18 protein-coding genes are annotated in these 21,257 nt (G+C 63.9%); 6 read left to right on the top strand and 12 right to left on the bottom strand.

Annotated elements, in window-relative coordinates; all coding sequences use genetic code 11:
* The first annotated feature begins 23 nt into the window (after positions 1-23).
* The 3 genes from M0D65_RS25645 (at position 24) to hutC (M0D65_RS25655) (ending at position 3,276) form a co-directional block, all read left to right on the top strand.
* Positions 24-815, top strand: a complete 792-nt coding sequence (locus M0D65_RS25645; protein ID WP_096723084.1) for an ABC transporter ATP-binding protein — start codon at positions 24-26, stop codon at positions 813-815.
* 8 nt (positions 816-823) lie between these two features.
* On the top strand, positions 824-2,449 hold the full coding sequence (hutH, locus tag M0D65_RS25650) for a histidine ammonia-lyase (protein WP_266255105.1): 1,626 nt from the start codon (positions 824-826) through the stop codon (positions 2,447-2,449).
* Positions 2,450-2,592: 143 nt separating this feature from the next.
* Complete coding sequence (hutC, locus tag M0D65_RS25655) at positions 2,593-3,276, top strand: histidine utilization repressor (RefSeq protein WP_266255294.1); 684 nt, start codon at positions 2,593-2,595, stop codon at positions 3,274-3,276.
* 36 nt (positions 3,277-3,312) lie between these two features.
* Here hutC (M0D65_RS25655) and hutC (M0D65_RS25660) read toward each other — a convergent pair whose 3' ends face one another.
* The 5 genes from hutC (M0D65_RS25660) to M0D65_RS25680 are packed head-to-tail and all read right to left on the bottom strand — an operon-like array spanning position 3,313 to position 7,139.
* Positions 3,313-4,068: a histidine utilization repressor gene (hutC, locus tag M0D65_RS25660; protein WP_266255106.1), complete on the bottom strand. Its 756-nt coding sequence runs from the start codon at positions 4,066-4,068 to the stop codon at positions 3,313-3,315.
* Complete coding sequence (locus M0D65_RS25665) at positions 4,065-4,928, bottom strand: amino acid ABC transporter ATP-binding protein (protein WP_301718921.1); 864 nt, start codon at positions 4,926-4,928, stop codon at positions 4,065-4,067. The genes hutC (M0D65_RS25660) and M0D65_RS25665 overlap by 4 nt, the downstream gene beginning before the upstream one ends.
* 14 nt (positions 4,929-4,942) lie before the next feature.
* On the bottom strand, positions 4,943-5,605 hold the full coding sequence (locus tag M0D65_RS25670) for an amino acid ABC transporter permease (RefSeq protein ID WP_266255107.1): 663 nt from the start codon (positions 5,603-5,605) through the stop codon (positions 4,943-4,945).
* A gap of 10 nt (positions 5,606-5,615) precedes the next feature.
* Positions 5,616-6,266 carry an amino acid ABC transporter permease gene (locus tag M0D65_RS25675; RefSeq protein WP_266255108.1) on the bottom strand — a complete coding sequence of 217 codons (651 nt, stop codon included), beginning with the start codon at positions 6,264-6,266 and terminating at the stop codon, positions 5,616-5,618.
* A 33-nt stretch (positions 6,267-6,299) separates the two neighbouring features.
* Complete coding sequence (locus M0D65_RS25680; RefSeq protein WP_266255109.1) at positions 6,300-7,139, bottom strand: transporter substrate-binding domain-containing protein; 840 nt, start codon at positions 7,137-7,139, stop codon at positions 6,300-6,302.
* A 380-nt stretch (positions 7,140-7,519) separates the two neighbouring features.
* On the opposite strand from M0D65_RS25680, the gene M0D65_RS25685 reads away from it, so the two are divergent.
* Together M0D65_RS25685 and M0D65_RS25690 are read left to right on the top strand one after the other, a co-directional pair.
* Positions 7,520-8,500, top strand: a complete 981-nt coding sequence (locus tag M0D65_RS25685; RefSeq protein WP_266255110.1) for an isopenicillin N synthase family oxygenase — start codon at positions 7,520-7,522, stop codon at positions 8,498-8,500.
* Positions 8,497-9,900, top strand: a complete 1,404-nt coding sequence (locus tag M0D65_RS25690) for an FAD-binding oxidoreductase (protein WP_266255111.1) — start codon at positions 8,497-8,499, stop codon at positions 9,898-9,900. Before M0D65_RS25685 ends, M0D65_RS25690 begins: the two co-directional genes overlap by 4 nt.
* 63 nt (positions 9,901-9,963) lie before the next feature.
* Here the strand turns inward: M0D65_RS25690 and M0D65_RS25695 are convergent, their stop codons facing one another.
* Both M0D65_RS25695 and M0D65_RS25700 read right to left on the bottom strand, forming a co-directional pair.
* Complete coding sequence (locus tag M0D65_RS25695; protein ID WP_266255112.1) at positions 9,964-13,353, bottom strand: alpha/beta fold hydrolase; 3,390 nt, start codon at positions 13,351-13,353, stop codon at positions 9,964-9,966.
* A 214-nt stretch (positions 13,354-13,567) separates the two neighbouring features.
* Positions 13,568-14,359: a hypothetical protein gene (locus tag M0D65_RS25700; protein ID WP_091017742.1), complete on the bottom strand. Its 792-nt coding sequence runs from the start codon at positions 14,357-14,359 to the stop codon at positions 13,568-13,570.
* Between the two features lie 321 nt (positions 14,360-14,680).
* Between M0D65_RS25700 and M0D65_RS25705 the strand changes: the two genes are divergently transcribed.
* Positions 14,681-16,567, top strand: a complete 1,887-nt coding sequence (locus M0D65_RS25705) for a hybrid sensor histidine kinase/response regulator (protein ID WP_266255296.1) — start codon at positions 14,681-14,683, stop codon at positions 16,565-16,567.
* 117 nt (positions 16,568-16,684) lie between these two features.
* Here the strand turns inward: M0D65_RS25705 and M0D65_RS25710 are convergent, their stop codons facing one another.
* The 5 genes from M0D65_RS25710 to M0D65_RS25730 all read right to left on the bottom strand — a co-directional run bounded on the left by M0D65_RS25710 (position 16,685) and on the right by M0D65_RS25730 (position 21,240).
* A complete protein-coding gene (locus M0D65_RS25710) occupies positions 16,685-17,425 on the bottom strand; it encodes a response regulator transcription factor (RefSeq protein WP_091017744.1) in 741 nt (246 codons plus the stop codon).
* 710 nt (positions 17,426-18,135) lie between these two features.
* The gene (locus M0D65_RS25715; protein WP_170275706.1) at positions 18,136-18,300 is read right to left on the bottom strand and encodes a hypothetical protein; all 165 of its coding nucleotides are present in this window, start codon (positions 18,298-18,300) and stop codon (positions 18,136-18,138) included.
* Positions 18,278-19,279, bottom strand: a complete 1,002-nt coding sequence (gene cydB / locus M0D65_RS25720) for a cytochrome d ubiquinol oxidase subunit II (protein ID WP_091017746.1) — start codon at positions 19,277-19,279, stop codon at positions 18,278-18,280. The genes M0D65_RS25715 and cydB overlap by 23 nt, the downstream gene beginning before the upstream one ends.
* A 42-nt stretch (positions 19,280-19,321) precedes the next feature.
* On the bottom strand, positions 19,322-20,722 hold the full coding sequence (locus M0D65_RS25725) for a cytochrome ubiquinol oxidase subunit I (protein WP_266255113.1): 1,401 nt from the start codon (positions 20,720-20,722) through the stop codon (positions 19,322-19,324).
* Positions 20,723-21,051: 329 nt separating this feature from the next.
* Entirely contained in the window at positions 21,052-21,240 is a 189-nt protein-coding gene (locus M0D65_RS25730) for a 4-oxalocrotonate tautomerase (protein ID WP_091017752.1), read from the bottom strand.
* Positions 21,241-21,257 lie beyond the last annotated feature (17 nt).

Below are 21,257 nucleotides of genomic sequence, written 5' to 3' on the forward strand. Positions count from 1 at the left end.
CTTTTCCCGGAGAGGAGAACCTCATGAACGCTACGGCTCCTGTTGCATTGTCGGTCAAGAACATCCACAAGTCGTTCGGCGACCATCACGTGCTGAAGGGCATCTCGCTCGAAGCCCACGAAGGCGACGTGATCTCGATTCTCGGCGCGAGCGGCTCGGGCAAGAGCACGTTTCTACGCTGCCTGAATCTGCTGGAGACGCCCGACGATGGTTCGGTGGCGCTCGGCGGCGAAGAGCTGAAGATGAAGCGTCGCAGTGACGGCCGTCTGCAACCGGGCGACCGCCGCCAGGTGGATCGCATCCGCTCGCAACTCGGCATGGTGTTCCAGAACTTCAACCTCTGGTCGCACATGACGGTGCTCGAAAACCTGATCGAAGGTCCGATGCGCGTATTGAAGCGCAGCCGCGCCGAGGCGGTCGAGGAAGCTGAAGCGCTGCTCGCGAAAGTCGGTCTTGCGGAAAAGCGCGGTCACTATCCGGCGCATCTGTCGGGTGGACAGCAGCAGCGGGTGGCAATTGCCCGCGCACTCGCGATGCATCCGAAGGTGATGCTGTTCGACGAACCGACCTCGGCGCTCGACCCGGAACTCGTCGGCGAAGTGCTGCGCGTGATGCGCTCGCTCGCCGAAGAAGGGCGCACGATGCTGGTCGTCACGCACGAGATGGGCTTCGCGCGGCACGTATCGAACCGCGTGATGTTTCTGCATCAAGGGCAGGTCGAAGCGGACGGCACGCCCGATGAGGTATTCGGCGAACTGAAGTCGGACCGGTTCCGTCAGTTCGTCTCGAGCCATCACAACCGCACTGCCAACTGAGCACGATCATGGCTATCATCCGTTCCGTTCGTCCTCTCGACTGGCGTCAGGTCGCGGCCATCGCGGCTGGCGAAACGCTCGAACTCTCCACCGATGCCCGTGCGCGTATCGACGCCGCTCACACACTCGTTGAACAGATCGTCGTGCGCAGCATTCGCGCGTACGGCGTGAACACCGGTGTCGGTGCGCTGTGCGATGTGGTGGTATCGCAGTCGGAACAGCGCACGCTATCGCGCAACATTCTGATGAGCCATGCGGTCGGTGTTGGTACGCCGCTTGGCGCAACCGAAACGCGCGCGATCATCGCTGCAGCGGTCAATAATTTCGCGCACGGTCATTCGGGCATTCGCCTTGAAGTCGCCGAGCGGCTCGTCGCGTTGCTTGCGGCCGATTGCTTGCCCGAAGTGCCGGCATTTGGGTCGGTCGGTTACCTGAGTCATATGGCGCATATCGCGCTCGTGTGTATCGGCGAGGGGCATGTGCGCTATCGCGGCGAACGGCTGAGCGGCCGCGAGGCGTTGCAGCGGCTTGGGCTCGAACCGCTCGTGCTCGAAGCGAAGGAAGGCTTGAGTCTGGTCAACGGCACGCCGTGCGTGACCGGGCTCGCGGCGCTGGCGCTGGCGCGCGCCGAGGGTCTGCTCGACTGGACCGATGCGGTCGCCGCGATGAGCTTCGAAAACCTGCATGGGCAACTCGCCGCGTTCGATGCCGAATCGCTGGCAATGCGCGTGTCGCCGGGGCTCAATCTGGTCGGCTCGCGGATGCGGGCAGCGCTCGCGGACAGCGGCATCCTCGCGTCGTTTGTCGGTCAGCGCACGCAAGACCCGCTGAGCATGCGCACGATCCCGCACGTACACGGCGCAGCGCGCGACGTGCTGACCGCAACCGCCGACGTCGTGAATCGCGAACTCGCTTCGATCACCGACAACCCGATCGTCGCCGGCACGCCGGAAGCCCCGCGCGTCTACTCGCAGGCGCATGCAGTGGGCGCTTCGATCGCGCTTGCGATGGACAGCCTCTCGACCGCGATTGCGCAGGTCGCCGCGATGGCCGAACGGCGCCTCGACCGGCTCGTCAATCCGCTTGTCAGCGGTTTGCCCGCGTTTCTCGCGGAGCCGGGCGGTACCTGCTCCGGCTTCATGATCGCGCAGTACACAGCGGCTTCGCTGGTCGCGCAGAACCGGCGGCTTGCGGCGCCGGCCAGTCTCGATGGCGGGATCACATCGGGGCTGCAGGAGGATCATTTGTGTCATGCGACACCGGCTGCATTAAAGGCGCTTGAAATCATCGATAATGCCGGGCGTATTGTCGCCATCGAATTGCTGGCGGCGGCACAGGCCTACGATCTGCAGGCGGTCGATGCAGCGCGTGCGCCGCATACCGAAGCGCTGTGGCGGCGCGTGCGCGGTGTAGTCGCGACATACCGCGACGACCGGCCGCTCGCCGACGACATGGCTGCCGCGTTCCGCCTGATCGCGGATGGAGCGCCTCCGCCGCTACCGAATCCGGACAACCTGCAACCGCCGCGTCACGACGGCACGGACAGTGGCCCGCCGATCGTTGCTGCTGGACCCGCGGGCGCGGCTGCGAACGATCCGCGACCGGCCGCGGCAGGAGCACATGCAGGTCGCTAGGCACCAGAGGGCGTCGCACGCATTACCCTGTGTTGCAGACGCGACGTACTACCCACGAGGTCGACGTGAACATGAATCTAAAAGAGCGGGCCGACAGCAGGCCGGATCGCGCGGAACCCGGCGTTAAGACGTCGGTGAAACCGATGCCGGCTTACGAGCAGATCAAGCGCTACGTCCTGCAGCGAATCGCCGAGGGCGAGTGGAAAGCGGGCGGGGTGATCCCGTCGGAAACCGAGCTGGTGAAAGAGTTCGGCGTCGCCCGCATGACGGTGTCGCGTGCATTGCGCGAACTGACCTCGGAGCGCGTGCTGACGCGCGTGCAGGGCTCCGGCACGTTCGTCGCGCCGCAGCACTACGAATCGACGGTGCTGGAAATTCGCAACATCGCCGACGAAATTGCGGCGCGCGGTCATCGTCACAGTGCCCACGTGCTCACACTGGAACCGAGCGACGACCCGCTCGCCGTCGATGCGCTCGGACTTTCCACAGGGCCGATCTTCCATTCGCGCATCGTGCACAGCGAAGAGGGCGAACCGATCCAGTACGAGGATCGCTACGTGAATCCGCAGGTGTTTCCCCATTACCTGGAACAGGACTTCACGATCGAGACGCCGAACCACTACATGGTGCGACTCGCGCCGATCCAGCGCGCCGAGTTTCGTATCTATGCGCAGAAGCCGGACGCGCATGTCCGGCGGCATCTGGCGATGGAGATTGGCGAGCCTTGCCTGATGCTCTGGCGCCGCACGTGGGTCGGTGCGGCGGTGGCGACGTCGGTGCAACTGTGGCACCCGGCGTCGCGCTTTCATCTGGCCGGCAAGGTTTGAGGGAAATGCGGCGCCGTGTAGCGCCCGCGTAGGAATTCAGCCCTGACGCTGCGAGTCGTCGGGCGTAAACCGGCAGCCGAGCCGATAACGCGAGCCCGGATGCACGAAGCGCGCATACGTTACCGCGACGCCGCTGGTCCACGTCCGGCGAGCGAGCGTCAGACACGGCTCGCTCTCGACGATCTCAAGATGTTCCGCTTCCTCGCGAGTCGGCAGACCCGCATCGACGACATGTTCGATGTCGTGCAAAGGCACGGTGTTGAACAGATACTCGGACGGTCTTAGCGTCGAGAAATCCTGTTGCAGGAATGCCGGCGCGACCGCCGGATTCACATAGCGGTCTTCGAGCTGTACCGGCAGACCGTTCTCGCGATGCACGCAGATCACATGAAACACCGACGCGCCCGGCGCGAGACCGAGCGCGTTCGACACGGGCAGCGGTGCACTCACACGTTGTGCAAGCAGGATGTCGGACGTGTACTCATGACCTCGCGAACGGATTTCGTCGCCGATGTGGGCGATCATCAGCAGCGTCGATTGCGGTTTGGCTTCGGCGACGAAGGTACCGACGCCCGACACACGTGTGAGCAACCCTTCGTTCGTGAGTTCGCGCAGCGCGCGATTGACCGTCATCCGCGAGACGCCAAGCGATGCGACGAGATCGAGCTCCGACGGAATACGGTCGCCAGGGCGACGCGCACCGGATTCGATCGTCCCGCGGATGTGCCGCTTGACCTGTTCGTAGCGCGCCGGTGCGGCGGCCGCAACGGGATGACGGTGCGCAACGCTCATGGCGCGTCCGCCTCGCCGCTGCGCGCCCAGAACGCGTTGCGATCGAAATAGTTCTGCAGAAACTGCCGTAGCCGCGGCTGCCCGGCGTCGTGAAAGATCTCGCGCGGCGCGCCTTGTACTGCAATCTGCCCCTGATCGATAAACACGACCTTGTCGGCGACCTGCGCCGCAAAGCCCATCTCGTGCGTGACGACGGCCATCGTCATGCCGTCGCGCGCGAGTTGCTTCATCACCTGCAAGACTTCGCCGACCAGTTCCGGGTCGAGTGCCGAGGTGGGTTCGTCGAACAGCATGATGTGCGGTTCCATGGCCAGCGCACGCGCAATCGCGACACGCTGTTGCTGGCCGCCCGAGAGTTTCGCCGGATACGCGTCGGCCTTGTGCGCGAGGCCGACCGTTTCGAGCATCGCGAGTGCGCGGCTGCGTGCTTCATCGCGCGAGAGTCGCCGTACCCGCAGCAGCGCTTCGCTGACGTTGCCGAGCGCGGTCATATGAGGCCACAGGTTGAACTGCTGGAACACCATGCCGACATTGCGCCGCACCCGGTTGATCTCGCCGTGCGATGCGCGGACGCGTTGCCCATTGCGTTCGGTATAGCCGAGCAGGTCGCCTTCGATGCGCACCTCGCCTTCGTCGTAGGTCTCGAGCGCCGCGATGCACCGCAACAGCGTGCTCTTGCCGGAGCCCGATGGCCCGATGATGCAGACCACTTCCGACTTCCTGATGTCGAGATCGACGCCGCGCAGTACCTCGACTTCGCCGTAGCGTTTGTGCAGACCGCGGACCTGGACGAGTGGCGTTCCCTGAGCCGACGAGGTGGGAGCAGGGGAGGATGAGGGCATGTCGACGATGGCGTTCATGGAAGGACCTGGATTCAAGCGATGAAGCGCATCAGTCGCGCCTCGGCCCACATGCCCGCACGCGAGGTGAGTTCGACGAGCGCGAGATAGCAGAAGCACAGCACGAGCAGCGTTTCGACAAAGGCGAAGGTCGCCGAGCCGATGCCGGTGAGCACGAACGTCAGTTCGGGCACCGTGACGATGGACAGTACGGCCGTTTCCTTGCTCAGCACGATGATCAGATTGGTTAGCGCCGGGACGATCAACAGGAGCATTTGCGGTGCCTGGATGCGCAATACCGCTTGCCAGCGCGATAGCCCGAGGCACGCTGCCGCTTCGAGGTGACCGGGCGGCACCGACTGGAAGCCCGAGCGGAACGCTTCCGCGAAATACGCGCTGCCGTAAAGGCCGAGGCCGAGCACGCCGGCTGTCATCGGTTCGAGCGTGAGGCCGATCGACGGGCCGCCGTAGTACAGCAGAAAGAGCTGCACGAGAAACGGTGTGCCGCGGAAGAGTTCGATATAGACGCGCAACGCGGCGCGTACGTTGCGGCCGCAAAAGAGTTGCAGAACCGCGATCAGGAAGCCGAGCACGAGGCCGATCGCGACACCCGCTGCCCACGTGCCGAGCGTCGTCGCGAGGCCGGCGGCGATCGGTTGAAGATTGTGGGTAATGACCGTGGGGTCGAGTTGCTGCATCGCCGTGGCCTCAGCTGTGCTGTAAACGATACTCGGCCGCGTGCGCGACGAGCGCCAGCGTGCCGCAGATCAGAAAGTAGATCAGCCCCGCCGCCAGATACGCTTCGAGCGGACGATAGGTGCTGGCCGCGATATTTTGCGCGGTGCGCGTCAACTCCGCGACGCCGACCACCGAGATTAACGACGATGCCTTGATCAGCAGCACCATCTCGTTGACGAGCGACGGCAGTGTCAACCGGAACGCCTGTGGCACCTGAATCCGCCGCAGCATGTCGAACGGCGACAGCCCGAGCATGCGCGCGGCCTCGATCTGCCCGGGCGCAATGCTCAGAAAGCCGCCGCGCAGAATCTCCGCAATGTAGGAAGCCGAACACAGCGATACCGCGCTGATCGCTGCCGCGAGCGGCGGTACGTTGATGCCGACGAACGGCAGCAGGTAGTACACGAGCAGCAGTTGCACGAGCATCGGCACGCCGCGAAAGAAGAACACATACGCGCCGCCCGCAATACGCGCCACCCGATGAACCGACAGCCGCGCAGCGCACACGCCGATCGCAACGAAAAAGCCGATCACGAGTCCCGTCAGCGAGATGCCGACGGTTGCGAGCGCCGCGTGCAGCAGCAGCGGAAAACCTTGCGCGAAGACCGTGAAGCTGAACATGGGTGCGGTGCCTGCGAGCCGATAGCGGTGCTATCAGTAGTTCGGGGTGGGCAGTGTGGTCGGCGCATCCATCGCGACGCCGAACCACTTCTTCTGCAGCGTGGCGAGGCGGCCGTCGCCGTGCATCTTCACGAGCGCGGCGTTGAATGCGTCGGCGAGCGGCTTGCTGTCGGCGTCCTTGCGCAAGCAGTACGCGAAGTAGACTTTCGCGCCGAACGACGGTTGCACGACGGTGAATGTTTCGGGCCGTTGCTTCACGACATAGGCGATGTTGGTCACCGAGTTCGCAACCGCAGCGATGCGGCCCGCAGCAAGATCCGCGTACGCCTGATTGTTATCGACGTATTCGCGGATTTCCGGCGGTTTCGGCAGGGTAGCGACGTAGGCTTTCAACTGGTCGAGCTGCGCCGAGCCTTTGCCCGCGCCGACCGTTTTACCCGCGATATCCGACGATTGCTTCAGCGACGTGTCATTTGTGCGCTTGAGCAGTGCGTCGGTCGCATCGGCGACCGGTAGCGTGTAGGTATAGCGCTCCATGCGCGCCTTCGTTATTGTGATCGGCCCGCCGACCATATCGAACTTGCCCGCTTCGAGTCCGGGCAGCACACTCGGCCAGGGCAGATCGATGAAGCGCACCTTCACGCCGAGTTCCTTACCGATTTCAGCGAACAGGTCCTTGTTGAAACCCGACTGCTGACCGTTCTCGAGGAAGTCGAACGGCGCGAACTGCATCTCGGTGCCGACCACCAGTTCGCCGGCCTTTTTTACTTTGGCGAGCTGATCGTCCGCGTGCGCGGTCGCACTCAGGGCAACGCTTGCGGCGCACAGCGCCAGTGTCGCGAAACGACCTTTCCAGCCTGCAAGAATGCTCATGGATTTTTCTCCGTGAAGGAAGCGGCAATGCGTGAGGCGAGCCGGACACGCGTGGGATGTGAAGGGCAGTATATACCGCAGATTTTTCGCAAAAATAAAGAAACGTGAACGCGTGGACCAGGGTTTTCATGCAATGTCATCGGACACAATGAGCCGTGCACAATGGCCTTTGTATGTGCATGCTGCGGCAGAACAGTGAGGTTCTTTGTCGCACTGTCGTCAGAGCATCGCAGCGCTGCTTGCCGCCTTGGTTTTGGCGGTATATACAACTTCGGTTCACGCGAATTCAGCCGTTGTGAGCGTGTTGTTCGCCATCTGTCGTTGGTCATCCGCTTGTCGCTATTCGTCAGCGGAATGGCTGTCTTTCAAGGAGTGTTGCGATGTCGTCGGCCACCCGTATTCCGATTATCGATCTCGCTGGCCTGCGTGCCGGCGATCCCGCCGCACTCGCGCGCGTCGGCCGCGAAATCTACGACGCGTGCACGACGATCGGTTTTTTCTACGTCGTGAATCACGGTGTGCCGCAGATAGTGATCGACACGGCAGAAGCTGGCGCGAGCACGTTCTTCTCGTTTTCTACCGAGATGAAACGCCGCGTCGCTGTGAACGCGCGCCATCGCGGCTTCAATGCGCTCGGCGACGCGACGATGTACCAGGCAAAGCGTCCCGACTACAAGGAGTTTTTCAGCATCGGGCTCGAACTGCCGGAAACCGATCCCGATGTGATCGCCGGTCAGCCACTGCGTGGACCGAACAACTGGCCTGATTTCATGCCGGCGCTGCGCATCATGCTGTACCCCTATTACGAAGCACTCGCTGTGTGCGGCGCGGACCTGCTGCGTGCGGTGGCCGTGGGTCTCGGCATCGACGAGCATTTTTTTGCGTCGCGTTACACGAAGCGCATGCAGCGCACGCAGATGGTTTATTACCCGACGCAGCCGCCGCAATCGGGTGAAGATCAGTTCGGCGTTGCGCCACATACGGACTACGGCTGCATCACACTGCTGTGGCAGGACCAGGTGGGTGGTTTGCAGGTGCGCGAAATCGCCAACGACACATGGATCGACGCGCCGCCCATTCCCGGCAGCTTTGTCGTCAACGTCGGCGATCTGCTCGCGCGCTGGACCAACGACCGCTTTCGCTCGACGCTACATCGCGTCATCAACAGGTCGGGTCGCGAGCGCTATTCGATCGCGACGTTCTACGATCCGACCTACGGCGCGAGCGTCGATCCGCGCGAACTCGGCACGGCCGAGGCGGACCTTCGATATCAACCGATCGCGGCCGGCGACTACATCCTTGGCCGCATCAACGACTCGATGGGTTACCGGAAGAAGCTCGCAGAAGGGAGCGCCACATGACGCCGGATCCGCGCAAGCCGATCAACGCAACCGTTGCCGCGTTGCGCGATGCGCTGGGCGCCGATGCCGTGCGCGTCGGCGACGCGATCGGCGAACGCTCGATGACCGACTGGACGCGTCACGCGCCCACACGTCCCGCAGCGCTGCTGCTGCCGCGTTCCACCGAAGACGTCGCGCGTGCGCTGGCAATCTGTCACGACGCGTATCAACCGGTCGTGCCGCAAGGCGGGATGACGGGTCTCGCAGGCGGCGCGATTCCAGCTGCCACCGATATCGCTCTCGCGCTCGACCGGCTTGCAGGTGTCGAGGAACTCGATACCGCGGCGGCAACGCTCACGGTGCGCGCAGGTACGACGTTGCAGGTTGCACAGGAGGCCGCGATCGCAGCCGGTTTCGAACTCGCACTCGATCTGGGCGCACGCGGCTCGTGCCAGATCGGCGGCAATCTGGCGACCAATGCGGGCGGCAATCGCGTGATCCAGTCGGGCACCGCGCGCGACCAGGTGCTCGGGCTCGAAGTCGTGCTGGCGAACGGCGCGGTGCTCAGTTCGCTCGGCAAGATGGTGAAGAACAACACCGGCTACGATCTCAAGCACTGGTTTATCGGCTCCGAAGGGACGCTTGGCGTGATCACGCGTGCCGTATTGCGGTTGCATCCGCAGCGGGCCGCGCGGCATACCGCGCTCGTCGCGCTGGATGGCTACGACGCGGCGGTCGCGTTGTTGCGGCGCCTCACGCAGCGCTTCGGCAACGACATCGGTGCGTTCGAGATCATGTGGCCGGACTTCTACGATTTCGGTGTGACGCTGACCGCAAGCGGCCGCTCGCCGTTTGCCGCCGCGCATCCGCTCTATGCGTTGATCGAACATGCAGGCTTCGATGCCGACGACGTGGGCGAGCGTTTTTCGACCGCGCTGACCGAGGCGCTCGAGACGCAGACGATCCGCGATGCGGTGATCGCGCAATCGGTGGCCGACGCGCGCGCGTTGTGGGCGATCCGCGAATGCACGGCCGAGTTTCCAGTGCGCCTCGATCCGATCAATTTCGATGTGAGCGTGCCGATCGGCGAGATCGGTGGCTTCGTCGATCGCTGTCGCGCAGCGCTCGATCGTCGCTGGCCCGGTAACGTCACGTACTTCTTCGGACATATCGGCGACTCGAACCTGCATCTGACCGTCGACGGTCGCTCGGTGCCCGGCGTCGCGCACGACGACGTCTATGCGTTCGTGTACGACATGCTCGCGCCGCTGCATGGTTCGGTGTCGGCGGAACACGGCATCGGTTTGCTGAAGCGCGCGTACCTGCCGGTGTCGCGCTCGCGCGAAGAACTGGCGGCGATGGCCGCGATAAAGCACGCACTCGATCCGCACGGCATTCTCAATCCCGGCAAGGTGCTGTAACGCACAACGGCCACGGGCAGCGTTGTACGCGCTGGCCGTGGCCGTTGTTGCGGAGGGGTAGTTTCAGTACGCGTCGAGATGCTGGGCAATAGCCGGATAAACATCGCGTGCCGCGTTCTTGCCGAAGATGCAATCGATATGCCCATACCCATCGATCACATGCCGCGAGTAGTGCGTCCCGCCGAACCGCTCGACCAGCATCTCGAAGGTCTGTTCGGTGCTCGTGGGTAGATAGCAGCGGTTCTGCTTGCCGTGAATGAAGGCGATCGGCAGCTTCATCCGATCGAGATTCGGCAGATACACGTCGTGACCCGACGCATCGACGACATGCCCCGCGCGCACCATAGTGGCGAGATGGCCGAACAGTTCCATGTCGTGCACGCCGAACAGTTCGTGCAGGTTTTCATGCAGCGGCTCGTCGAGCTGCTCGTGTTCGTAGAGCTCCCCGTACAGGAACGTCGCGCGATGGCAGACCGCGTTGTTGCAGTGCCCGACCGGCAGAAGCCGTAGCGCGTCGTCGAACAGGTTCTTCGGCCACTTTTCGTCTTTCGTGTACGCGGTCAGATCCTTGATGCCGAGGTGCCTGAGGATGTTCGGTATGTGGAGGCCCGCCTTGATCGTCTGTAGATCGCCGGCTACCGGGTGCGCCGATACCTGCGACAGCACCGCCGAGCGCACGCCCGTCAAACCCGACAGCAACGACATCGAGAACGATAAGGCGCCGAAACAGTGTGCGACGACCTGAATATCCGGCGCACCCGTCAGCTCGCGAACTTTCGCGACCGCGGCGGGAATGTCTTCGCGCGCGATGGCGTCGGCGGTGGTCGGTTCGGGGGCGCTCGGTAGTTCGATGCTCACGCGCAGATCGACGAGCCACACGTCGTATTGCGCCGCGCACAGATACTCGACCAGGTTCGTACCGATCAGATCCGTCGAGAAGATCCGGCTCGACACACCCGATCCATGGATCAGCAGCACCGGTCCTTTCGTGCCGCCCTGATAGCGCGTGAGCTTCAGTGTCTTGTCGTCGCCGGTCTTGAAGAACGTGATGACCGGCGCCGGTGCGCGCAGCGTGCGGCGCGCGCGCGGCGCCGCGTCTGGATCGAAGTACTGCAGCGGCGCGGCGATGCCGCCATATTCGGTGAACAGCACGCCTGCGAAGAAGCGGCCGAACTTCAGCGTCCACGCGAGCCGCGTTTCGATGTCGGGTGCGTTCGTGACTTCCATCGTGCGCGACTGGCGCAGGAAATTTTCCGGCGTGATGATCAGCGTTGCGCGACCGATCTGCGGGGCATCGGGTGCGGCGGAATCGCGCATCTGCACGTACAGCGTGTTGGTCTGCGACCACAGGTTCAGCAGTGACGAATGCGTGACGATCTTCTGGCCGAACAGGTAATACGTCTTGCCCTCGACCGATTCGAGCGTCATCCGGTAATTCATGTTGCGGACGTCGACTTCTTCCTCGTTGTCGACGAACAGGTTGAAGCGGCCGTCGACGATCATCAGTGGTTGCGCCGACAGCGCGGTGCAGGTCAGCGTGCCGACCATGCGCGCCTCGTGTTGCGGGTCGGCGAGCATGTGTTCGAGATCGTCGGATTCGACGGTTAGCGTGAAGCTCATCGGGACCGAGGCGGCTGCTGCGCCGTTTGCCGCGCCGTTTGCCGGTATCGGCGTGTAATCGCCGAGCATGGTTTCGGTGAAGCGCAACCCGATCTTCGGCGGCGGAGGCGGCGCGGCGCGGCCCTTCGATTCATAGTCGATCTGCCAGCCATGCGTCGCCGCGAGCTGCGCACAGTTGCGTTCGGCAAGGGCCGAGATCGTGAGGAGCGGATTCACGCCGAGCGAGATCGGCATCACCGAACCGTCCATCACATAGAGGCCCGGATGCACGGCATTGCCCGCGGTGCCGGAGTACACCTGACCGCCCTGATTGACGACCCCTTGGGCCGCGTCGTCCGCCATCGCGCAGCCGCCCAGCGGATGCACTGTGACGAGGCTGTTGTTGAGGACGGCCGTAGACATCGGATTGCGCACATAGGTGCCGCCGAGCGCCGCCGATGCCGCTTCGAGTGTCTTCTCGACGGTCGCGTAGATCGGCTGTTGGCTAGCCTTGGGCCATCTTATGCGTGCCCGCCCGTCCTTGACGAGAATCTCGCCGCTTTCGTTGTCGTGAGCCATCACGAGGTAGGTCTGGGTGTTGCGCATCGCGCCGTGATACGGACCGCGCAACAGGCTATCGACGATGCGCGCTTCCGGATCCAGCACGCCGCCACCCGCCGCCGCATGCAGGCCCGGCATCGAGACGCCTTCGACCGGTGTGACGATGCCAAACATACCCATCATGGCCGCGCCGATTGGCGCCGCGAGCGTGCCTTCTTCGATCACGAAACCGTCGCGCACATCCGGCGTGTTGCGATGATCGATGATGCCGGCGATGGTCGGCCCGACCGGCGCGATGTCGGTCTGCTTGCCCCAGCCGACTGCGTTGATGTCGTGATCGGTATTCACGGCGAACGCGAGCACGTCGCCGTTGCCCGTGAGGTGCTGGCCGAGCTGGGTCGAGACCGGCAGCCCGGCTTGCTGCGAACGCAGCAGCAACGCGGTCGAGCCGAGCGTGCCTGCCGAGATGATCACGATGTCGGCGGTCACGAACAGATCGGGCGCATCGTAGCTCTCGCGACCGAGCCCGACCAACTGATAGCGCACGCACCACTTTTGCAGCGCTTCATCGCGCACGACCGAATGCACGGCGACGCCCGTGAAAATCTCTGCGCCGTGCGCGACCGCATCGGGCAGGTAGTTCATGTGCGTCGAGTTCTTCGCGTCGTGGTTGCAGCCGGAGTTGCAGTCGCCGCAGCCGTTGCAGGCTTTTTGCATGACACCGGCCGCGTTCGGGCCGTCTTCGAAGGTGACTGTAATGGGCGGTCGGTAGAAGCGGTCGGTCATCTCCATCTTGGCGGCCGCCAGTTCGAGCGCGTCGAGCTTCGGCAGGCGCGGAAAGCTGGCGGGCACCGGCGATGGCTGCAGCATAGCGGTTGCGCGCGCATAGCCCACATCACGGCCCGCAGCGTCGGCGCGCACCGCGGCCGGCCAGCGTGGATCGTCCCACAGGCGCGGGTCGGCCTGCAGCGCGACGTTCGCGTTGATCAGCGACGTGCCGCCGAGCCCGCATGCGACCACGGCGTTGACTTCGTCATTGACGTGCACTTCGATCAACGCCAGCGGTGAACCGACCTGAGCGACGCTGGTGTTGTACTGCACCTGCGCGACGCCTTCGAGCGGCGTGGCTGGATACTCGCCGGCCATAAACTCGCGCCCGCGTTCGAGCAGACACACATTGCGCCCGGCGCGCGCCATGCGGCTCGCCGCGATGGCGCCGCCATAACCCGACCCGACGACCACGATTTCGTAATGCGGCTGCATTGCCTCAACGGCACTGGATAAGCGGTTCATACGACCACCTTGATGGATTAGGGCAGGGCGGGGAAACCCTGGACAACCTGGGGGAAGCAGGCTGAGCGCTCCTCAGCCCATCTATCCTGCATTGCGTCGGCGGAAAATCAAGTCCTGCGCACCGCTCGTTTGCAACGGGCGAGCCATGCCGGCCTCGGCTATCTGAGGTCTCAGTGGTCGCGCGGCAATGCCCGCGGCAGGTGCCGACGCGCGATTATGCAGCGGCGTCGATCATTTCGTCTTCGCTCGATTCGGCGGCGAGCAGATTCAGTGCAATCAGGATCGCCGTGCGGTTTTCGCTGTCGATATCGATGCCGAGCACGTTGACGAGCCAGCGGCCGATCTTGGTATTGGAAAAATCGCCGGCATCCGCCGTCTTCTTCATAGTGACGCCCAGTTTCACCGCACGGTAGTGATATGAGGGCACCCGATGCTGCGTAGCCACCGCCGACAATCCGCCTTTGCAGCCCGAGCACCAGCCGAGGCTGCCCGCCAGCACGATCCGCTCCGGCTCGTCGAGACCGGCGATGAACGTGCGCGCGGCCAGCCGGACGCGGTGCTCGTCGAGCCCGTATTCCATCAGCACGCTTTCCACCGGATCTTCGAGCGCATGTGCGTGCAGGTCGATTTCCTGCTCCATGCCTTCGTCTTCCATCGAAACATTGCGCTGATGGCTCGCGCTGCGCAGGCAATCGATCAAATAGCGGCGGAAGTAGGCGCACAGCGCATAGCCGTTCGACGGGGCGCTTTCGGCACAGGCGTTCGATTCGGTGTGACCCGGCGCGAGACGCAGAACCTTCGTGTAGATGAACTGGGCGACCAGTTCTTCCTTGTCTTCGCCGAGCGCCGACAGCTCCTGCGGGTGGTACGAACGCAGCGCACGGCGTACGAGGTCGTACATCGAGACCATCTCGTCTTCCGACAGCCGGGTACGGCGGCGCCATAGTTCGGGCAGGATTGCGTCGTCGAGGGTACGTGCCAGCTCACGGCTCGGAAGAGCGCTCATGAAAACCTCCATCAAGGGTTGAGACATGAAGCGCGGGAAGCGGAAAGCCGCCAGGGAGCCGATGAGACAGGCAGTGAGACGAGGTCCGCAAGGACTGTGTGCCGCGCTGAAAGTGCACCCAGTATCGTTTTGAGATACGACTTCGCCTATATGGATTAAGTGATAGCTGACGGGTAAACTGCCGGGTAAACCGTCGGGCGAATCATTTCCCCGGCGGGTGCTTTTTTGTCTCCCGGCCAATGCTGGTGCGGCCGCCGCGGCTTTCCGGCGCGCCGTCCGTCAAACCATTCAAATTGCCAGACCCGACAAGGAGACCGCATGATGCGGGCCGACCCAATCCAGCGTGCGGTCGACGAAGACCTCGTGGGCGTGCTGTATGCACAGGACCCGATTGCTTTTTTTAGCCACTGGTTTTCGATCGCCGTGCTGGTTTCGATCTACTGGCACAACATGCCCTCGCCGCAGCTGTTCGCGGCCTGCTTCACGTTCTATGGCATCGCAAACTGCGCCGGGCTGGCGATGTGGGTGTGGAACCGGCGTCAGCCGGGGGCGCTGACGCCGCGTGGCTGGATCAGGCTGCACGCGTTGCGCAGCGTGCTGCTGTACAGCGCGCCGGGCCTCGCCATCTGGTTTGCATTCCATAGCCGGCAGGCCGAACTGCCGTTGCTGCACACGGTGTTGCTGGTCACACTCGCGGCGGGCGTGTTCATGTCGAACGGCTTCGACCGGCTCAATTTCACGACCTCGGTGCCCTTGCTGCTGCTGCCTGCCATCGTCCTGCACATCGGCAGCCATACGTTCGATCGCACCATCCTCGCGATCGTCCTCGCGTTCTTCTTCTGCGCGATCAACGTCTACGCGATCAGTTACCGCAGGCTGTTCCACCGCGTCGTCGAGGCGCGGGTCGACCAGCAGTATCTGGCTGAATCGCTGGCCGTGCAGAAGCACGTGGCCGAAGAGGCCAGCCTCGCGAAGACGCGCTTTTTTGCCGCCGCGAGCCACGACTTGCGCCAGCCGCTCCATGCGATCGGCCTGCTGGCCGCGTCGCTGAACGACCCGACGGCCACCAGCGAGCAGCGCACGAAGACCGCCGACCATATCGTGAACAACGTCGATGCGCTGAACCAGTTGTTCAACCAGGTGCTCGACCTCGCGCGGATCGAGAGTGGCGTGACCCAGGTGATCCGCATGCACTTCCGGCTGTCGGAACTGTTCGAGCGGGTCGGCAACCAGTACTGGCCGCAGGCGGCGGCGAAAGGGTTGGCGCTACGCATCGCTCCGACCTCGATCGTCATTCACGACGACCCGGTGCTGCTCGAGCGCGTGCTCGGCAACCTGCTGTCGAATGCTGTGCGCTATACCGAGGAAGGCGCGATCTGGATGGGGTTCCGGCGTGCGGGCCGGCGTATGGGCGGCTTTATCGAGGTGCGCGATTCCGGTATCGGGATTGCGCAGGCCGAGCAGGAACACATCTTCGAAGAGTTCTATCAGGTCGCCAACCCGCAGCGCGATGCGCGCCAGGGCCACGGGCTCGGGCTGCCGACTGTGAAGCGGCTGATCGGGCTGCTCGGCAGCGAGTTGCAGCTGCGCTCAGTGCCGGGACGCGGTTCGGTGTTTCGCTTCGCGGTCGAGCTAGGCGATCCGGTGCGGGCCGTCGCAGGCCTGAGCGACGCGGCGGCGGCCGTCGTGCTGACGGCGCAGGGGCGGCACGTACTGTGCATCGACGACGACCCGTCGATCCTCGCCGGCCTCGCAAGCCTGCTCGGCCGCTGGGGCTGCATCGTGCGCGGCGCGCGCGACGAACGCGACGCGCTCGAGGCGCTCGCCACCGGCTTCGTGCCCGATGCGGTGCTGTGCGACTACCAGCTCGCGAACCACCGCACCGGCGCGCAGGCGCTCGCCGCGGTGCGCGACGCGTTGCGGCGCGGCGGTCGCGAGAACGTCGTGACGCTGCTGATTACCGGCGATATGGCGTCGGTGGAATTGCAGGCGCTGGCCGCGCAGGGCATTCCGGTGCTGCACAAACCGGTGACGCCGGCGCGTCTGCGGCGTACGCTGGAACTGCTGTGGCAGCAGGCGGACAGCGCGCGTGCAGCGACTTCGGGCAGTGGGGCCGGGATTGTCCAGGGCAGTGCGGTCGACACGATGGCCGACACCGTCGGCGCTGCTCCGTCGATCCAGTTGGGCAGACCGGGGCAGCTCGCCTGACAAGGCGCTGCGTCAGCGTGCTAATGGCGACGGCGGCCGCGCGTCTATCGATACAGGGATGTGTAGAAGCTGCGGGCTACGAACGGAACGACGAGTCGTAGCGCCCCGCAGCGTGACTTACAACGTCTTGCCGGCTTCGAGCCAACCGTTGATCACCGCAATCGCAGTCGACCGGTTGTGCACGCCGAGCGCACGGAAGATCACCGACAGATGCACCTTCACGGTCCCCTCGGCGACACCGAGTTCGCGCGCAATCATCTTGTTGGTCCAGCCACGGTGAACGAGCCGCATGATGTCCTGCTGCCGCGGCGAGAGGTTTTCCAGCAGATGCTGCTGATGCGGCTGCAGGCCCTGCACGGGCTGCGCGGTCAGCACTTCGGTAAGGGAGGCCACCGGCTGGTCGCCGGCCGCGACGGCGGCGGATGCCGTGGCAGAGGCGGTGGTGGTTTCGCGTGTGCCGAGCAGGCTCAGCGCTTCCATCGGCACATAAGCGCCGCCGGACAGCACGAGTTCGATAGCTTTGAGCATGACGCTGGCGGGCTGGCGTTTCGGCACGAAGCCGAGCGCGCCGGCGGCGAGCACGGCACGCATTTCGTCGGGCGATTCTTCCGCCGACAGCACGACTACCGGCAGCGCCGGGTTCGCCTTCAGCAGCACGGCCAGCGACGGTGCGCCGCCCATGCCGGGCATGTTGAGATCGACGATCGCGAGGTCGTGGTCCGCATCGGGCCGGGCGGCGGCGGCGAGCGTTTCCCAGCTATCGGCTTCGTCGAACTGGGCATCCGGGTCGAGGCCGCGCAACAGCCCTTTCACACCCTGGCGGATGAGTTCATGGTCGTCGGCCACTAGAAACTTCATGATGTCTCCGCGAGTCGGCCTTGCCGCTTTGTTGTGCCACTGTTGTTGTGCCGTTGCTGCCCGCTGCCCGCTTTGCGACCGGTGGCCTTGCGGCCGGACTGGTGCGCATCGATGGCGGCGCGCCCTGATTGACGCGTCGTCATGGTCCGAGGCGCGTGCGGCGATGGTGCACGGTCCCGGGTGTTGCTACCCCGCGTCCTCGTCATGCTGTGCCCGCGGGGGCATGGCCGGTTGCTGCCTTCAGTCTCTGTTTTTTTCATCCGCTGTTTCACTCACTACTCTGCTGTGCGCCGAATGACCGTATTACCGGACAACCGGCTCCGGAAGCCGGCCACCCCCCCGGTTGGCCGGCTTCCGGCCTGGCGGCGCGGATGCTCTCAGGTTGTCCTGCGCGGCGCCTTGCGAGCTCCGTGCGGACGGCGGTTCCCCGGTATTGTTGGCGTTCCCCGGTCCAACTGCAACAGTTGTTTCTTGTGAAGTGGTCCCCCCGTGCGGCCCGGTCCGATGTCCTTGCCGTTCGAGCTGCGGGACACTTCACCGCCCTCGCGGCAGGTCCCGGCATCCCGGCGACTGTTTTGCGCCGGGAGTCGTTAGGTAGACGGGGTGACTACGCAAATTTTGAAGTGCACTACGAGTTTCGGTGTTTTACGGTGGATTACATGTGCCAAAAGCGGCCGGTTGGCCGCAGGGCGGGTCAACAACGCGACCAGCTACGCCACCGCGAACAGCGTGGCGTTCATCAGCACCTTGAACGCGAAGCCGAGCAGCATTGCCGCGCCGACTCCGCCGCACCACAGCGCGACGAACCAGACCCAACCGGGCACGCGCCGCGCGAGGACCGGCGCCGCCAGCCTAGTGATAATGCGTGTCGCCATGGCGCACCTTGCCGCGAAAGACCCAGTAGCCGAGCATCGTGTAGCCGAGAATCACCGGCAGGATCACCGCGGCGCCGATCAGCGTGAACACCTGGCTCGAACGTGGCGCGGCGGCTTCCCACAAGGTCATGCTCGAGGGAATCGCATACGGCCACAGTGAAAAGAGCAGCCCGGCATAACCGAGCAGCACGAGCGCGATTGCCGCGACGAACGGCGTGATGTGATGCCGGTCACGTACCGCGCGATGCATGACGAAAGCGCACACGGCGACGAGGAACGGCACCGGCAGCAGTCGATGCAACAACCCCGAGTCGAACCAGCGCGTGGCGATGAGCGGGTCCTGCAACGGCGTCCACAGGCTGACGAGCGCGATGAAGCCGAGCAGCACGAGCGTCAACGGCCACACGATGCGATGCAACCGGCGCTGCAAGTCGCCTTCGGTCTTCGCGACAAGCCAGCAGCAGCCGAGCAGCGCATAGGTGGCAACGAGTCCGAGACCGGTCAGCAGACTGAACGGTGTGAGCCAGCCGAACGCATCGCCGGCAAAGCTGCCGTCGGCAACCGGGATGCCTTGCAGGAACGCGCCGAGTGCGACGCCCTGAAAGAACGCGGCACCGGTCGAGCCACCGATAAACGCCAGGTCCCACAGATGCCGCGTGCGCTTCGCTTTCGCGCGGATCTCGAACGACACGCCGCGAAAGATCAGACACGCGAGCATGAACACAAGCGGCAGATACAGCGCGGACAACACCGTCGAATAGACGATCGGGAACACGGCAAAGAGCCCCGCGCCGCCGAGCACGAGCCAGGTTTCGTTGCCGTCCCAGACCGGCGCGACGGTATTCATCATCAGGTCGCGTTCGCGTTCGTCGGGGAAAAACGGAAACACGATGCCGATGCCCAGATCGAAGCCGTCGAGCACGACATACATGAAAAGACCGAGCGCGATGATCGCGGCCCAGACTACGGTGACATCCATGGCAATCTCCAGAAACGTTCGGTGTCGGGCGGTGTCGATCGGCTAATCGGCAGCGGACAGCGGGCGGTGCGTAATGTGTGTGTGACGCGTGCTATCGGTGGGCGCATCGTGCGGCGTAGCGCCGGGCAGAGCGGGCCCCGCGCGCATCAGCTTCAGCATGTAGTAGATGCCGGTGCCGAACACGAGGAAATAGACGACCACGAACGCCATCAGCGAAATGCCGACCTGCTGCGCGGTGAGCGGCGAGACGGCCTGCACGGTGCGCATCACGCCGTACACGACCCATGGCTGACGGCCGACCTCGGTGGTAACCCAGCCCGCGAGCAGCGTGACGAAACCGGTCGGCCCCATCGCGACGGTCAGCTTGTGAAACCACTTCGCTTCGAACAACCGGCCGCGTCGGCGCAATACCCACGCGATGACGGCAAGCGCGATCATCAGCATGCCGAGGCCGACCATGATTCGAAAACTCCAGAACACGACCGTCGAATTGGGCCGGTCCTGCGGCGGAAATTCCTTCAACCCGCGAATCTCGCCGTCCCAGCTATGCGTGAGAATCAGGCTGCCCAGATGCGGAATCGACACCGCGTAGCGCGTCGTTTCCGCCTGCATGTCGGGGATGCCGAACAGGTTCAGCGCGGTGCCGCCTTTTTCGGTGTCCCACAGTCCTTCGATGGCAGCGATCTTCGCCGGCTGATACTTGCGTGTATTCAGACCGTGCTGATCGCCGACCACAGCCTGTAGCGGGGCGAGGACCAGCAACATCCACAGCGCCATCGAAAACATCTTCTTTACCGCCGGATCGCGGCGCCCCTTCAGCAGATGCCACGCGCCGACCGCGGCCACCACCAGCGCCGCGACGATAAACGCCGCGATCGCCATATGCGCGAGCCGATACGGAAACGACGGGTTGAAGATGATCTTGAACCAGTCGACCGGTACGACGTGGTTGTCGACGATCTTGAAACCTTGCGGTGTTTGCATCCAGCTGTTCGACGCGAGAATCCAGAAGGTCGAGATCAGTGTGCCGATCGCGACCATCAGCGTTGCGCCGAAGTGCGCGCGCGGACTCACGCGCTGCCAGCCGAACAGCATGATGCCGAGGAAGCCCGCTTCGAGAAAGAACGCGGTCATGACTTCGTACATCAGCAGCGGACCAGTGACCGGTCCCGCGAACGCGGAGAAACCTGACCAGTTGGTGCCGAACTCATAGCTCATCACGACGCCCGAGACGACACCCATGCCGAAGGCGACTGCGAAGATCTTCGACCAGAACAGACAAAGATCTTTGTAGTACGCCTTGCCGGTGCGCAGCCAGCGCCATTCGAGGACGGCGATGAAGCTGGCCAGACCGATACTGAGCGCCGGAAAAACGATGTGGAAGGAGACAGTGAACGCGAACTGGATGCGCGCGAGATCGAAGGCCGAGATTGCGGTGTTCATATGCGTGAGACCGGAAACTGACTACGCGCGTCGACCCCTGTCGATGCGCACTGCGTAGTGCAGATGTTGCAAGGGTAGGCGTTTGTGCTGCGGTGCGCTGTGCGGCGAAAGGACGCGCGGGGTGTTTCGTCTGGTTGACGGATCGGCGCGTAAGTATTTGATAAGTATTGGAATTTATGGGGCGTATCGTAGCGTGGTGAACGCTTGTTGTGTGCGGTGATTACGCCCGGAGTGCGGCAATACACCGCGCTGCAGCAGAGGCTTGGGGAAGGAGGCGGCGCGAGTGCGTCGCCGGGAGGTGTGAAGCGGTACGGTGGGTCTGGTGTCGGCTAGGCCGGGTCCGACCACAAACGTCCGCCAGTCGCCCAGTTTTCGCGTTTCACATCGGTGAGGATGATGTCGACGCTACTCGGCTCGACGCCAAGCGACTCGCAGGTAGCTTTCGTGATCGCTTCGACAAACTGACGTTTTTGCTCGATGCTGCGGCCTTCGAAAAGCTCGATGTGAAACGTGGGCATGACGATTCCTCGTGAAG

This window comes from Paraburkholderia sp. CHISQ3 (genome assembly GCF_030464945.1).
Classification (GTDB): domain Bacteria; phylum Pseudomonadota; class Gammaproteobacteria; order Burkholderiales; family Burkholderiaceae; genus Paraburkholderia; species Paraburkholderia megapolitana.